8 protein-coding genes are annotated in these 16,287 nt (G+C 42.4%); 3 read left to right on the top strand and 5 right to left on the bottom strand.

Translation table 11 applies throughout. The features are described 5' to 3' along the window. Positions 1-10: 10 nt before the first annotated feature. The 5 genes from BSCG_RS09660 to BSCG_RS09680 all read right to left on the bottom strand — a co-directional run bounded on the left by BSCG_RS09660 (position 11) and on the right by BSCG_RS09680 (position 11,236). On the bottom strand, positions 11-1,078 hold the full coding sequence (locus BSCG_RS09660) for a DUF1573 domain-containing protein (protein ID WP_004301426.1): 1,068 nt from the start codon (positions 1,076-1,078) through the stop codon (positions 11-13). A 236-nt stretch (positions 1,079-1,314) separates the two neighbouring features. After that, entirely contained in the window at positions 1,315-7,050 is a 5,736-nt protein-coding gene (locus BSCG_RS09665) for an alpha-2-macroglobulin family protein (protein WP_008776529.1), read from the bottom strand. A 566-nt stretch (positions 7,051-7,616) separates the two neighbouring features. Further along, positions 7,617-7,787, bottom strand: coding sequence for a hypothetical protein (locus BSCG_RS30030; protein ID WP_004301421.1), 171 nt, complete (start codon positions 7,785-7,787; stop codon positions 7,617-7,619). 883 nt (positions 7,788-8,670) lie between these two features. Continuing rightward, complete coding sequence (locus tag BSCG_RS09675; RefSeq protein ID WP_008776528.1) at positions 8,671-10,128, bottom strand: aminoacyl-histidine dipeptidase; 1,458 nt, start codon at positions 10,126-10,128, stop codon at positions 8,671-8,673. 121 nt (positions 10,129-10,249) lie between these two features. Continuing rightward, positions 10,250-11,236 (bottom strand): lysylphosphatidylglycerol synthase transmembrane domain-containing protein, encoded by a 987-nt coding sequence (locus tag BSCG_RS09680; RefSeq protein ID WP_008776527.1) that lies wholly within the window; start codon positions 11,234-11,236, stop codon positions 10,250-10,252. A 116-nt stretch (positions 11,237-11,352) separates the two neighbouring features. Between BSCG_RS09680 and rsmA the strand changes: the two genes are divergently transcribed. The 3 genes from rsmA to BSCG_RS09695 all read left to right on the top strand — a co-directional run bounded on the left by rsmA (position 11,353) and on the right by BSCG_RS09695 (position 15,494). Beyond that, complete coding sequence (rsmA, locus tag BSCG_RS09685; protein ID WP_008776526.1) at positions 11,353-12,153, top strand: 16S rRNA (adenine(1518)-N(6)/adenine(1519)-N(6))-dimethyltransferase RsmA; 801 nt, start codon at positions 11,353-11,355, stop codon at positions 12,151-12,153. Positions 12,154-12,214: 61 nt separating this feature from the next. Further along, entirely contained in the window at positions 12,215-13,555 is a 1,341-nt protein-coding gene (gene mgtE / locus BSCG_RS09690) for a magnesium transporter (protein ID WP_004312092.1), read from the top strand. An 85-nt stretch (positions 13,556-13,640) separates the two neighbouring features. Further along, positions 13,641-15,494, top strand: a complete 1,854-nt coding sequence (locus BSCG_RS09695) for a DUF349 domain-containing protein (protein WP_008776525.1) — start codon at positions 13,641-13,643, stop codon at positions 15,492-15,494. Positions 15,495-16,287: the final 793 nt, after the last annotated feature.

Raw genomic sequence — 16,287 nt, 5'->3', positions numbered from 1 at the left:
ATCATAGGATTTAGCGTTTGATATTGATTTCGACTTTCGGGCGTAACGGATCATTTGTTATCATCAGGATACGTAAATGATGCTTCTTATTACCTACGTCACGCTTACGAATAGTTACTTTGAGCTTCGTCATTCCATCCGGAGGAAGGACTGTCTTCTTCAGGCTCACTCCTACCGATGAATTGAATACCTGCAACTTACTGATGACTAACGGAGTCTTTCCGGAATTAGCTATCAATATATCATGGCTTACCTTATTCTTCTTTATCAACGGGATACTAAGATCAATATCCGTTTCCGAAATGTGCATGGCAGGAGCGTTCAAAGAATCTTTTTCCGTCATACGTGAGAAGTCGGGAAGAAGAATGGCCGAAACCGGTATTTCATTATCTTCGCTCACCTTATCACCGGAGAAACGGGAAAGGTAGACAGAAGTCTGTGTCAATCCGTAATCTTTTAGCTGGCTTGCATCCAGCGTCAGTTTGATAGTTCCTTTCTTGCCTTTCAACAAGACTTTGGGTTCCGCTTCCATTTTCAGATAAGGAGGCAGATGCATCAATACCGGTTCGTAAGGACGATCCGAAAGATTGGCGATATCAAAGGTCAATGAAGGCTGCTGTCCGCGATAGACATCGGGGAAAGCAAACTCATCACGATCTAAACGAATATTTCCGATTGTATAAGGAAGTAGCTTTGTATAATCTTTTATTTCCTGCACTACTTCACCGGTAAACTTCAGATAGACCAAGCTCGGACTGGCATTGCTATATATTCCTATCGACTTTTCAAAATGTCCTAACGCTTTTGCGTCAAAAGAAGCTTTTACGACTCCTTTTCCTCCCGGAGCAATCGGTTCTTTGGTCCAGTCGGCCACGGCACAGGCACAAGAGGTTGTGACGTTGGTCAGTACCAATGGCTGGTTTCCCGTGTTAGTGATGGTATATTCCACTGTCACCGGACGTTTCCACTCAATTTGTCCGAAGTTATGTGTCTCTTTATTTGAAGAGATACGAGGTTGGGCAACGGCTGCCAAAGCGACAGTAAGTAAAGATAATATAGATAGTAAACTACGTTTCATGCGATATTTTTTATTTTGGTGCACAAATGTAGGGGTTTTAGATGAGTTTTTCACCACAGATTACACAGATTAACACAGATTGGGAAAAGACTTTACTTAATAGCAGTCCTTGTAAGCCCCTGTTTATAAGAAAAAAGTTCCTCACCGACGAAGGATGCCTTCCTCGGTGAGGAACACCCTCTTCATCGGTGAGGAACGCCTCGCTCGTCGGTGAGAATAAAAATCCCCTGCCGGAACTATTTAATAATAATTGTCATCGAAGCAGAATGCGAAGCGTATTCCGGTGCATAAGCACACTGCATAGTTGCCAAACCTGTTTCGTAAGTTCCTGCACGACTGACACGGTAACTATATTCCAACACGTATACACCCTTTCCTAAATGATCGAAGAAGAAATTAGTCGATGCATCTTTGATGTCTACGTAATAGCCAAGCCCGTTGTTCCAACGATAACCGGAGATACTGCCGATCGGTTCGAAACAAGCGCCCCGCTGATCTTTCAACTGTACAAAGTCCATCGGACGGTCTACGCGGATGCTCAAACGGGAAACGACTTTATCACCTACCTGAAGAACCGTTTTGGCAGTAATAGGCTGTAATTGAGGCACGTTATTCATCGTACGCTCCACATACAACTGTTTCTCAACATTCAGGTCGCCGCCCTGTTGTTTCACATCACTGACAGGAGATTCAAATTCTGCATACACAGCTCCCCAAGCAATACCCGGATTTCTCTTTTCCACTTCAATCTTGCGGGCATCCACCACATTCTTCTGTGTGAAAGAACGTTTGATATATCCCAATCCAGGAACAGTCGTTTTACTTGGACTAACAGTTTCCAGCACTTCATTAGCAATCACAATCCGTACATCTCCCTGATTGTCGAGTAAATTAGCGCCCTTCATCAGCAATGCAAATACCGCATCGGCAGTAGCTACCGGAGAATTCCACTGTTGTGTCTGCTTTTGCTTCAACAACCAAAGTTTCATTTCTTCCACTGTATCGGTATTGCCACCTGTCTGTTCCAGCGCTTCCATCACATCTACATGAGCCTGCATCTGCATTCCGCCCCATGTATATGGATTCTCGTTGAAAGCAAAGAACATTCCCTGTTCATCTGTCTTCGTCAGATGTTCTTTCAGAGAAGCGACAAATTCCTGCGCTTCCTTCTTGCGTCCGGCTTTATCAAGCACAATGGCGGCAATCGCTTTTGTATCCATCGAAGGAGAAGTCAGCAATTCTCCTACCTTAGAAAGATAATAGGTATAAGCCGCTTTATTGGCTGCGGGTACCTGCTCTCCCGAAATAGCGATGAGATACAAATATTGCAGAATACTGCCCGAAACGCCAGTAAACTTCACACCGTCTTTCTGTGCTTTCAGGATTTCCTTATACTCGTCCAAAGCTGATTGATGAAGGTAAGCGAAAGCCTTCTGTTGCAAGGAAAGAGCCGATCCGCTTAATTTCTCACCTGTCAGCATAGCCAGACGGGCATTCAGTTCGGCGATATAGGTAGTTACAGATCGACTCCCGTTCATTCCTTTATACCAGGACCATGCCCCATTTGAGTTCTGTAACTCCTGCAATCGAGTCAAAGCTGCGATATTATTACTACGGATGTTATTCAAATCAAACAAGGTGGCGATGCGCTCTTTCTGTTGCTCTTCCGTCTGTGCTTCGAGTACCCAGGGAGACTCGGACAAAATGATATTCTTCACTTCCTGATTCTTTTGCAGATTGCTCAAGAACGTTTCTTTCGTACCTCCTTGCAGTTTCCAACTTTCAAATACCGCTTTGATCTTCGGCTGACTGTTCATGATAAACGAAGCCAATGTATTGGCATAGTAGGCAGTAGCCCAGGAAATAGCGTTATTACTTGTCGGAAGACTCAATGAAGGCAATGCCTGAACGGCATACCAAGCCGGGTTTCCTGTAAATTCAACAGTTAGTTTACGATCTGTGGCTGTTTTACTTTGTTGATTGAACAGATGATCGAGTGAGAAAGTACGGGTTTCTTCTCCACGCACTGGCATTGGAAGTGTCTCCACCAAATGCTCTTTATTGCTAAGAACCGGAAGCAACTGTTGTTCTCCATCGCTGAAAGTACCACTGTCGGCAATCATCCGGCATCCCACTATTTCGTATTTATCACTAACGATAAACTGGAAGTCCACACCCATTGTCTTTCCGGCAGCAAGGCTGAATTTCTGTTTTTGTGTACTGATAACCTTCTCTGTCATCGGGTCAAAAAGGACCAGACTGACCGTTCCGGCTTGCGGCTTACCAGTCATATTAGAGATAGAAGCTGCCAGAGAAGTCTTATCACCCACACGCACAAAACGAGGGAGATTAGGAGTCAGCATAAATTCTTTGCTTGTGGTAGCTTCGCCATCCAATGTTCCCGTCAACATTCCCTTTGTATGAGAATATCCACGGAAGTTCCAACGCGTCAGACTTTCAGGCATCGTGAATGAGAAAGAGATCTCTCCCTGTTCATTGGTGCGAAGTTGAGGATAGAAGAATGCTGTTTCTGCTAAATTGGTACGCAAGTCAGCAGATGCTTCGGGAAGCATTTCGTTGTCAGATGCCTCATCCGCTTTTTCTCCCGTGGGTATCATTTCCGATTGAAATTCAACATTAGTCATGGCATCAGCAGCCATAGCCGATTTCATCTTTGGCGCATTACTCCTTAAAGTTGCAACGTCCAATGTCGAAACGCTACCTGTCACCGTCAACTTTCTCGTCAAGCCATATCCTCTCACTATTACTTCACCCAAATCTCTTCCATTATTATAATAGTCCGATAGCATCACAAAATGGTCATACTCCAGTGATGGCACTTTGAGACTCTTCGTATTCCACCAGTAGTTGAATGAATTATTGCCGGAATATCCACTCATCCAGTTAGAATATGGGACAATCTGGTTATAATAGATTTGGAAATTCTGTTGCCGATTCCATATTTTATCCAAGGAAGCATCATACATCGTTGCCAGCATTTCCGCGTTAGCAGCTTGTCCTTGCGGCGTTTTAATCGTCAGCTTCCATTCTTCCTTTTGTCCCGGACGCAATTTATCACGGAACACTTCCCACTTCATAGTCAGTGTCTTATCAGGAATCCGTTTGGTCAGCCGCACCTGTTCCTGATAAACCTGTCTGTCCCTCACCATACAGAGATTCACAAAGACACCATCCCCATAACTTTCCCGATATGGATACTCGAAACGTACAATCGTATCTGACAAATTCAACGTCTTGCTCTCCAGCAATTTATCACCGGAAAATACATTCATCATCACATAAGCATCTTTTTTCGACGTACCGAAACAGAACACGGCCGGATGGGCAGCATCAAATTCCGTATTTGCACCATAGAACCACATCGTCGTTTCTACAGGCGGACGTTTGTCCTCAACAGAGAAAAGAATCGTGTTGGTGTCAGCAGTCACTTCCTTGCCCTGATTATCTTTCACTGATGCTTTCAGCACATAAGGTCCCGATGGAAGATTCTTCCAGTCAAGCGTCATGTCTTCATTAGAAGTAAAGGTTCCCGTTGCAACCGGTTTCTCTTCCAACTGCTTAAAGTCCTTGTCTTTGGCAGGGTACAAGTAATAATTCCCCTTCACCTCCACAGGTTGTCCATTCAGGTTCTGCACTTTAAACATTGTTTCGAAGGGTTGATCCTTGCAAGTCTTATCTTGCAATTCCACCTGCAAAATCAACGAACGGTTTCCTGCCGAAATCACGTCCGTAGAAGATTGTGTTTCACCTGCCACATTGGTAACAGTGGCCTCAATGGAATAACGATAATATACCTTATCATTATTCTTATAAGAGTCACTTTCCTGCAAACGAACCGGTATCGTGAATTCTCCATTCTCATTGGCCATCACTTCACCGGAAGCAATCTGCACAGATTCCGCAAACCGCCAAAGGCTGTATGCAGAACGCTTTACCGTATATTTCACCGGAAGATCCTGAAGCAGCACACCACTATAAGATTGTACCTTACCCTTCACCTGTACCTCATCACCCAGTTTGTAACTTCCTTGTTGCTTTTCAAAAGTGATATCAAATGTCGGACGTTTATAATCTTCTACCCGAATGCCTGTATGGCCTCTTCCCGCTTTCAAAGAAAACATTCCGTTCAGACAGGCCGAAGGCAATGCGAAATCGGTGGTAAACGAACCGAACTCATTGGTACGTACCGACTTCTGCCCTACTTCCTGATTGTTTACATCCAATAAAGTCACCGTATATTCCTTGTTCGGAAGTACATTCGCCGTATCCGATTGTTGAGAATAAGCAATTCCCTTCACATACACAGTCTGTCCGGGACGATACAAAGAACGGTCGGTCAATAAAGTCATATTTTCAGTCACTTTATCTTCGTCGCCGTAATATCCGTAACTTCCTGCATAAATGCCTTGTTTCGGCATTGCCGTATCCGTCCCCTTGGAAGCTTTCAGATAGCGGTATTCGGATTTCCAGGGAAATACGACCTTACCCTCTTCGTTTGTCGTAAACTCCTGCAACACTTTTTCGTCATTACTGTACATCGTCACTTTTGCATGGGGAATAGGATGCCCTGTCTGTCCATCCAGCGTCACCACTTGATACTGTTTGTCCGGCAAACGGCATGTCAGCACTTTGAAACGTGTTACATCAAACTTGCTTTCACTATCTCTCTTCGCACGAATATCCGGTATGATACGCATCACGTAAGATCCAAGTTCAGGAGCTTTGAATGTAAACACAGTGTCCTGCGTCTGATAATCTTTCGGACGAAGCACAGCGTAATGTTGTTCCTTTATCAGTTTCTTCGCCTGATAAAGACGGACAGTGAAACCATCCAGATTTTTGTGTGAGACCCTTAATTCTATCTCTTCGTTCGGAAAAGCCAAATCGGATGCATTAACATTCAAATAAGGAGCCAATATCTCTTCCCGAAGATTCTTCAAAGCATTGATTCTGCGATAGCCTGGATAAAGGCGGATTGCCTCATCGCAAAGCTGCAATGCATTGAGCTGCTGTTGTTTTCCAATAGTATACCGGGCTTCTGCCAAATAGACTTCGGCACAGATCGGTTCGGAAGCATACTTGCTTTTCAATGTGTTCAAAGCTTTCAGATAAGTATCTTCCGTCAGTACCGGAAGTTCGCCCTTAGCCTGCAGAGGTCGAATATTCCGATCAGCATTCCATCTCCATTCCAGGTAGTTAAGTGCTGTCAACACATAACCTTCTTTTAATCCGGTTGCTTTATAAGCGGAAATCATATTCCCATAAATAGCTATTATATCTTGTTTGACCGGATTCACAGTACCGTCATTAGTAATCCTGTTACCCAATTCTTCCACCCGTTGCAGTGCTTCAATGCTACGGGAAGCCAATAAATGATACATATCATGGTGATAGTATTCGCTCGTTTCCCCCAGTTCTACAAAAGGAATATAGCCGCGTGAGGACGTTTTGAGCAGCAATACAGAATCGGCCAATGCCTCCTTTATATTTGTCCGCACTTTTTCGATGAACATATTGGCTGTCCATTCACGCATATCGGTAGCAGGTGTCTGGTCTACGATTTCTGTCCGTTGGCGGAGTTGCCACTGATTGCTGGCTGCATAATCTGCATAGATTCCCGCTATCAAAGAGTGTAGGATGGCGCGATCCATTGGTTGGTCAGTCTGTTTCACCCATTGTTCCAGTCCTTTCAAATCAGCGTAAAGACTGTCGGGATTCAACATTTCCCGATATTTCATCCGCCACGTATATGCTTTGAGCATTTGTGGAGAGTTTTTCTCTTTTTCCCCTTTCTGATAAATCTCATCAGTCAGTTTTATCACAGTCTTAGGCAAGCTCTTTTTCTCCGCTTGCTCCACTTCTTTCCATAATTTGTCGAAAGTTTGTGCCTGTACCGCCGGAATCACTCCCAACCATAGCAGCACCATCATACAAATTTGCTTTACTTTCATAATCTTTCTAGTTTAAGTTTGCTATAAGTCTCACTCTTATAAATAACAAAGTAAGGAAATAAAGTTTAAAGATTTGTACTTTTTAGCTTAAAAAAAGCTTTTATCAAGCTATCAGCCCCATACCATATTGTATAAACATTAGCCTATTAATCAACTCGCTCTGGAATAAAATAAAAAGTCCAAAAACTGCCACTCGGTTTATTATTTAATTGAAAAGTTTATCTTCTGCAATAAGATTCACCTATCTCTTACAAGTTCATAAATGCAAAAGTATCTTGCACCTTACACTAAACCAGCGATAGTCAACTGATATACAAGTATTTGAAGCAGTGCAAGATACCGTTGCAGATGCGTGCAAGATAGAGGTATCTTACACACTGTCTCGTTTATAAGAATCCGGGCATATTCATAGAAGACACTCAATAATTTGCAGCACCTCTACATAAAATGGCTTGTTCATGCCGGTGAACAAGCTGTTTTATGCCTTGAGACCAACAGTTTCAAGTAATGAAACTACCAGTTTCACACCGGAAAACTAAGTGTTTAATACCTTGAAACTAAGTGTTTCAAGCGTATGAAACAAACTGTTCACAAGCTTGAAACTGATTTTCCCCTATGGAGAAGCCAATCGAAACCTTACGGAATACAATTAATTCATCCGTATCTATTATCTCGTTCAGCCTGTTATTCCAGATAATATTACGCCAGTTATCAGACACAAATACATCATCTTTCATGTATTAGTACCAGACAAATCAGCATACAACTTACTATAAATCAACTATTAAGCACTTATTACAGGTATAATTGTAGGGTGAGAGTAAAAATTACCCTCACCCTACAATCACAGTTACCCTCACCCTTTGTAACATCGATGAACAAAGGCTTTCAAGTGATTCGGTGAGGGTGTGATAGTAAAATCAGCCAAACTCGCATGTGATACATTCCAGCCCAAGTGGCAAAAGACAGTGTACCCAAACACAGAAATTAAAGGAGGAACTGACACTGAAACAGATCCCCCGCCACAGTTGTTAGCTAAAACAACTCTATATAAAATTTTAGATATAAAAAATGGGGATATCGTATTTAATAACGTATCCCCACTCTAAACTTAGTTAATGTACTTGTTCTCATTTCTCAATTCTGTACCCCCATGAAAGCATTTCATTACGACCTACTTCACTAAGGATTTTTCTAACTAAAGAACCCATTTTCTTTGCCATAATCTTTAAACCTTTTAAATTACTAATTCCTGAAAACTAAAAAATAAAACTTACTTGTTTGGTTTGGTATTAATTGTTGAATATCCCCAAACATGTACATCGGCTTCGCCGATCTTTCTAAACAATCTTTTTAAACTTTTCATTTTGTTATCCTCCTAATTACATGTTTTACAACACAAAAATACAACCTTTGTTTATACATTGATCTAAAAAAGAGAGAAATTTATGTTTTATAGCATATTTCTTGATTTGCATCAATTAATTTATTTGTTATAAAGCAGAATTGTAATATACGCTGCAATAAATATGAAAAAAAGGCACAGATGAAATATCATCCGTGCCTTCACTATGGTCACCTATTATATAATAGGAGAATATTTATATAAAGAGAAATACGTTATTTCATTGGAGTTTGCTCCAAAGTTGCCACCAGGAAGTCATAGAACTTCTGTACGGTAGGAATCAACGCTCTTTCGTCCGGTGAATGCGGTGAACGCAAAGTCGGACCAAAAGAAATCATGTCCAATCCCGGAATAATAGCACCGATAATACCACATTCCAAGCCAGCGTGAATCACTTTCACTGCAGGTTCTACACCAAACTGTTGTTTATAGGATGACTTCATCGCATGCAAAATCGGAGAATTTACATCAGGTTGCCAACCGGAATATCCGCCTGTCATCTCTACCTTCATCCCTGCCATAGAGAAACAAGACTCCAGGCTGGTAGTCAGATATTCTTTCATGCTATCGCTTGAACTGCGAGCCAGAATCTTAATGGCTGCCTTTCCTTCACCAATCGTTATAATAGCAAGGTTGGAAGAAGTTTCTACCGTATCTGGAACAGTAGGGATCATACGTGTCACACCGTTCTGACAAGCAAAGATTGCATCAATCAGATTGTCCTGAATTTCTTCAGGTACTTCACCGGCAGGAAGTTCTACACGTTCAGCCGTAAAGCTGATCGGTGTTTCAATTGCCGAATATTCTTCATTGAACAGGTCTTCGCAGTATTTCACCAAGCCCAATAGTTCTTCTTCATTTTCAGCCGGAATGGTAATAACCGCATGTGCTTCACGTGGGATAGCATTACGCATATTACCACCTTCCCAGCTAGCCAAACGGGCTTCATAGCTGGCAACCGCCTCACGAACGAAACGAACCAGCAACTTATTAGCATTGGCACGTCCTTCATTGATTTCCAATCCCGAATGTCCGCCACGTAATCCTTTCAATGTAACTTTCACTGCGATATCTCCTTCTTCGGGAGCTACTTCCTTATATTCCAGGGTAGCAGTTACATCCATACCTCCAGCACAACCAATATACAACTCGCCTTCATCTTCCGAATCCAGATTCAAAAGAATCTCTCCGTTCAGTGTACCCGGTTTCAAGCCGAACGCACCGTACATGCCGGTTTCTTCGTCTTTCGTGATAAGAGCTTCCAAAGGACCGTGTTTCAGGTCTTTTGCTTCCAACACGGCCATAATAGCAGCTACACCCAGTCCGTTGTCTGCACCCAGAGTAGTGCCTTTTGCTTTTACCCAGTCACCGTCTATATAAGTTTCAATCGGATCTTTTTCAAAATCGTGTACAGTATCGTTGTTCTTCTGCGGAACCATATCCATGTGCGCCTGAAGAATCACACCTTTCCGGTTTTCCATACCCGGAGTGGCGGGTTTACGGATAATCACATTACCTGCTTCGTCTACAAAAGACTCCAGCCCCAGCTCTTTTCCGAAACCTAAAAGAAATGCTGTAATCTTTTCCATGTGTCCTGACGGACGGGGAATCTGTGTCAACGAATAAAAATGCTTCCACACGTTCTGTGGAGCTAAAGAAAGAATGGTACTCATAATAAATATTTTAAAACTATTTTAAATCTGATAATTAAACAGTGCCAAGTTATGGAAAAGTTTTCAGATGACAAAGGAGGTTGGCAAAAACATGTAAGAATATACACTTTTAGCCAAAAATTTACGCCCGATGTCTATTGGTGAACGGCAGAGCAGCCAAGCCGTACACACCCAATAAAACAACCAAAAAGGTTTGAATACCGTGTACAATCAGGGCAAATATTCCGGCATCCGTCACGTTTACTCCATAAAGCATCATCATAGAAATGATGGCAAAATGCCAGGGTCCCGCTCCGTTAGGAGTAGGCACAATCACGGCAAACGTGCCGCCGACAAACATGACCAATGCCGCAAGGATACCCAAATGTGCCGTAAAGGCAAAGCAATAGAATGTAAAATAGAAATGGAGAAAATAACAAGCCCAAATAGCCAGTGTATAAAAAATAAAGAGGGGAATGTTGCGCACGCCTTTTAAAGACATAATTCCTTCCCATATATTCAATACAAATCCCTTCACCCGTTCATAGAAGAACAACGTTTTTCTTAAATAATAAAGAAGTATCACCACACCAATAAAACAAAACAGAATGATATAAAACCATACTGAAGTCAGCAGGTGTACTAATGAAGGGATTTTCGTTCCGGTCTGCTGAAGAAAAGTGACGAATATCGGTAATTGGAGCAATACAGTGATGCCTGTGATGAGGAGAATAGTCAACGTATCGACCAACCGCTCCGTAACGACTGTTCCCAACGACTTGGCAAACGAGACATTATCATATTTCGCCAACACTCCGCAACGGCTCACCTCCCCGATCCGGGGAACCACCAGACTGGCAGCGTATGAAATGAAGATAGCATTCACGCAATCGCTCTTTTTCGGGAAAGCGTCCAACGGTTCCAATGTCTGTCTCCACCGCCAACCACGAAAGACTTGTGCAAACGCTCCGAACAATAACGAGAAGAGCATCCACCACCAATTTGTACCGTGTAACAACACATCGCCCGCTTTTGTAAAATCAAAGTCGCGATATACCCAGAATAAGATAAAGCCGCCTAAAACAACCGGTAATATCAGTTTCAGCGTCTTTTTTAATAGTTTCTTCATCCTTAATTCTTCATTAGCTTCGCTGACACATCATTTATTTTTTAATAAATAGTGGTACGTTCTTCATTTAAAAGAATTACCTTTGTCAGCTGCAAAAGTAATTATTTAGTTGGTAAATGAAATTAGTAAAGCCTAAAAAGTTTCTCGGACAACACTTTCTGAAAGATCTGAAAGTTGCGCAAGATATTGCCGATACGGTTGACACCTTCCCCGAACTGCCTATTTTAGAGGTGGGGCCAGGTATGGGAGTATTGACCCAGTTTCTAGTAAAGAAAGACCGATTGGTAAAGGTCGTAGAAGTTGACTATGAGTCGGTTGCTTATCTTCGCGAAGCCTATCCGTCACTGGAAGACCACATCATCGAGGATGACTTCTTGAAAATGAATCTTCACCGGTTGTTTGACGGGAAGCCTTTCGTACTGACTGGTAATTACCCCTATAATATTTCCAGCCAAATCTTTTTCAAGATGCTGGATAACAAAGATATCGTCCTCTGTTGCACGGGAATGATTCAAAAAGAGGTAGCCGAACGTATTGCAGCCGGACCGGGCAGCAAGACATACGGTATCCTTAGCGTATTGATACAGGCATGGTATAAAGTGGAATATTTGTTCACTGTCAGCGAACACGTGTTCAATCCGCCTCCCAAAGTGAAAAGTGCTGTTATCCGTATGACACGCAACGAGACTAAAGAGTTGGGATGCGACGAAAAACTGTTCAAGCAAGTAGTGAAAACGACCTTCAACCAGCGACGGAAAACATTGCGCAACTCCATCAAACCTATTTTAGGCAAAGATTGTCCGCTCACGGAGGACATCTTATTTAATAAACGCCCGGAACAACTATCGGTAGCCGAATTTATCGATCTGACCAATAAAGTGGAAGAAGCACTAAAGACAGTCGGCAACGCCCAATAATTGGCGGGCAACAGTGAGCAGAGAACTGGATTTTGTAATTCGTAATTTGTAATTGACAACGATGAACGAGGAATACATTGACAACGTTAAACACCTTATTGAGCAAAAAGACGCCGACAAGGTAAAAGGTCTTCTCATCGACCTCCACCCGGCCGACATTGCCGAATTGTGCAATGACCTGAATGCGGAAGAGGCTAAGTTCGTCTATCGCCTGCTCGATAACGAAATTGCCGCCGACGTGCTTGTCGAAATGGACGAAGATGCTCGTAAAGAGCTGCTCGAAATGCTTCCTTCGGAGACAATCGCCAAACGCTTCGTTGACTACATGGACACGGATGATGCCGTAGACCTGATGCGTGAACTCGATGAAGACAAGCAGGAAGAGGTTCTTTCGCACATCGAGGACATCGAACAGGCAGGAGACATCGTCGACTTGTTGAAATACGACGAAAATACCGCCGGTGGTTTGATGGGTACGGAAATGGTACTTGTCAACGAAAACTGGAGTATGCCCGAATGTCTGAAAGAGATGCGGCAACAGGCGGAAGAACTGGACGAAATCTATTATGTATATGTCATTGACGATGACGAACGTCTGCGAGGTATCTTCCCGCTCAAAAAGATGATTACTTCCCCTTCTGTATCCAAAGTGAAACACGTGATGCAGAAAGATCCGATTTCGGTACACGTAGATACTCCCATTGACGAGGTAGTACAGGCGATTGAGAAGTACGACTTGGTGGCTATCCCCGTTGTCGACAGCATCGGTCGGCTTGTGGGACAAATCACCGTCGACGACGTCATGGATGAAGTCCGTGAGCAGTCGGAACGTGACTATCAGTTGGCATCCGGTCTTTCGCAGGACGTAGAAACAGACGATAATGTATTGAGACAGACCACCGCCCGCCTCCCCTGGTTATTAATCGGTATGATCGGCGGAATCGGCAACTCTATGATATTGGGTAATTTCGACTCCACCTTTGCTGCCCATCCCGAAATGGCACTGTACATCCCGCTAATCGGTGGTACAGGAGGAAATGTCGGAACACAATCTTCGGCAATCATCGTACAGGGTTTGGCAAACAGCTCGCTGGACGCTAAAAACACGTTCAAGCAGATAACCAAGGAATCGGTAGTAGCTTTAATTAATGCCACTATTATCTCCTTATTAGTATACACCTACAACTTTATCAGGTTCGGCGCAACGGCTACGGTCACCTATTCCGTATCCATCAGCCTGTTTGCCGTGGTAATGTTCGCTTCTATTTTCGGAACACTGGTACCGATGACGCTGGAGAAGTTCAAAATCGATCCAGCCATTGCAACAGGTCCGTTTATAGCCATTACAAATGACATCATCGGAATGATGTTGTACATGGGAATAACCGTTTTATTGTCATAAAAACACGATAAACAAAAAAAAATAAGCAAAATAGTATGAAGTAATCGTTTTATTTCATTAATTTGTGACCCAAAACTAATATACAATGATGGACGCTCATGACACTAATCAACCCTTGAACCAAGGGGAATTAGAAGAAGAAAAGAAAACAGTCGAGGTTTCTGAAGCTATTACAGAGACTCCGGCTGAAGATGTTACTGCCGAAGTTCAACCTGAAGCAGCTCCTAAACCTGCCACTAAGGAAGATGTACTAAACCAGCTAAAAGAGCTTGCGCAAGATGCTGAAAATGCGAACAAGCAGGATATTGACAATCTGAAACAATCATTCTACAAGTTACATAATGCCGAGTTGGAAGCTGCTAAGGTACAGTTTACAGACAACGGTGGAAACATTGAAGATTTTGTTGCCGAAGAGGACCCGACGGAAGAAGAATTCAAACGCCTGATGGGGGTTATCAAGGAAAAACGCAGTAAACAGGTTGCCGAGTTGGAACGCCAGAAAGAAGAAAACCTGCAAGTGAAACTTTCCATTATTGAAGAACTGAAAGAATTGGTGGAATCCGGAGATGACGCCAACAAATCTTATACGGAGTTCAAGAAGCTGCAGCAGCAATGGAATGATACAAAACTGGTGCCGCAAGGTAAAGTGAATGAACTTTGGAAAAACTATCAATTATATGTAGAGAAGTTCTACGATTTATTGAAACTGAACAATGAGTTCCGCGAATATGACTTCAAAAAGAATCTGGAAATCAAAACGCATCTCTGCGAAGCTGCCGAAAAGTTGGCTGACGAGGAAGATGTTGTTTCCGCTTTCCACCAACTTCAGAAGTTGCATCAGGAGTTCCGCGATACAGGTCCGGTAGCCAAAGAACTGCGTGATGAAATCTGGAATCGGTTCAAAGCAGCTTCTACCGCTGTCAACCGCCGCCATCAGCAGCACTTCGAATCGTTGAAAGAAGCCGAACAGCATAATTTGGATCAAAAGACCGTCATCTGCGAAATCGTTGAAGCGATTGAGTATGATGAACTGAAAACATTCTCTGCCTGGGAAAACAAGACCCAGGAAGTGATTGCCTTGCAAAACAAATGGAAAACCATTGGTTTTGCTCCCCAGAAGATGAATGTGAAGATCTTCGAGCGTTTCCGCCATGCCTGCGATGATTTCTTCAAGAAGAAAGGAGAATTCTTCAAGAGCCTGAAAGAAGGAATGAACGAGAATCTGGAAAAGAAGAAAGCGCTCTGCGAAAAAGCGGAAGCCTTGAAAGACAGTACAGACTGGAAAGTAACTGCCGATGCACTGACCAAACTTCAAAAAGAATGGAAGACCATCGGACCGGTTGCCAAAAAACACTCGGATGCAATCTGGAAACGGTTTATCACAGCTTGCGACTACTTCTTTGAGCAAAAGAACAAGGCCACTTCTTCACAACGCTCTGTCGAAACAGAGAATATGGAAAAGAAGAAAGCATTGATCGAAAAGTTATCCGCTATCGATGAGAACATGGATACCGAAGAAGCAAGCAATCTGGTTCGGGATTTGATGAAGGAATGGAACTCTATCGGTCATGTGCCGTTCAAAGAAAAAGATAAGCTATACAAGCAATATCACGGATTGATCGATCAGTTATTCGACCGTTTCAACATCAATGCTTCCAACAAGAAGTTAAGCAACTTCCGTTCGAACATTAGCAATATCCAGGGGGGCGGCACTCAATCTTTATATAGAGAACGCGAGAAACTGGTACGTACTTATGAGAATATGAAGAATGAACTTCAGACTTATGAGAACAATCTGGGCTTCCTAACTTCTACTTCCAAGAAAGGCAGCAGCCTGTTGACCGAACTGAACCGCAAGGTAGACAAGTTGAAAGCAGACTTGGAACTGGTATTACAAAAAATTAAAGTAATCGACGAATCAATTAAAGCAGAAGAATAATCCTCTGCCCGATTTAGAGAAATAAAAGAAACAGGTTTTATGCTCGCTTGAGCAATAAAACCTGTTTCTCTTTTCTGCTAAACAAGCTTATACAGCTTGTTTAAAGATTTATTTCTTAAACATCAACTTCACAGCTTCTTTTCACAGCAAATTTGCGTTTCTCTTGACTATGAATGTCCGGAAACAATAAAACCCTGCAAAAACTAATTCTTAGCAGGGTTCTATCTAAATTGACGTTGATTTTGTTGGGCTACCTGCCCTCAAACTTTAATTCCTTTATAGTCTCATTCATAATGAATTAACAGCTTCCTATTTTCGTAGTGTCACCGAATTAGACACCGACTTTGGCAAAAACCCTCTTTTAATATCCCATTGAGGATTCAAGTTTTGTAATACAAAGGTATCGTTTTTAATCGGATAAACCTAATTAAAGTGACAAATAACGATAAATATCGCATTTAATTTATTAACTTCACAGCGTAAAAAATATAAATTATGCAAAATAACAGGTATCAGAATTCTTATATTAAAGGCTTAAAAAGAAATGTTATCAATAATACCATAGCAGGAATCGTTATAGCAGGAATAATATTCATTATACAACTGATAGGAGGCTGCGAACAACCGGAAATAACTCATCGAAAAAACTCTCATTGACAGCCTGCAAATAAACACGAATGATGAAATTAATGACTGGGACACAGACACCACCATCTACCATACAACCACTAAACCAACTAAATAAAACATTTTTCTTGCTAAATAATCAACCTATAAGTTTATTATCTCGTTA

Source organism: Bacteroides sp. 2_2_4, from assembly GCF_000157055.1.
Classification (GTDB): Bacteria; Bacteroidota; Bacteroidia; order Bacteroidales; family Bacteroidaceae; genus Bacteroides; species Bacteroides ovatus.
The sequence above is the reverse complement of the archived record's forward strand: the minus strand, read 5'-3'. Positions and strand labels throughout refer to the sequence as shown.

Bases quoted from the DNA above. Each gene is read 5' to 3' on its own strand.
- BSCG_RS09660 (WP_004301426.1), bottom strand. From the start codon at position 1,078: ATGAAACGTAGTTTACTATCTATATTATCTTTACTTACTGTCGCTTTG.
- BSCG_RS09665 (WP_008776529.1), bottom strand. From the start codon at position 7,050: ATGAAAGTAAAGCAAATTTGTATGATGGTGCTGCTATGGTTGGGAGTG.
- BSCG_RS30030 (WP_004301421.1), bottom strand. From the start codon at position 7,787: ATGAAAGATGATGTATTTGTGTCTGATAACTGGCGTAATATTATCTGG.
- BSCG_RS09675 (WP_008776528.1), bottom strand. From the start codon at position 10,128: ATGAGTACCATTCTTTCTTTAGCTCCACAGAACGTGTGGAAGCATTTT.
- BSCG_RS09680 (WP_008776527.1), bottom strand. From the start codon at position 11,236: ATGAAGAAACTATTAAAAAAGACGCTGAAACTGATATTACCGGTTGTT.
- rsmA (WP_008776526.1), top strand. From the start codon at position 11,353: ATGAAATTAGTAAAGCCTAAAAAGTTTCTCGGACAACACTTTCTGAAA.
- mgtE (WP_004312092.1), top strand. From the start codon at position 12,215: ATGAACGAGGAATACATTGACAACGTTAAACACCTTATTGAGCAAAAA.
- BSCG_RS09695 (WP_008776525.1), top strand. From the start codon at position 13,641: ATGATGGACGCTCATGACACTAATCAACCCTTGAACCAAGGGGAATTA.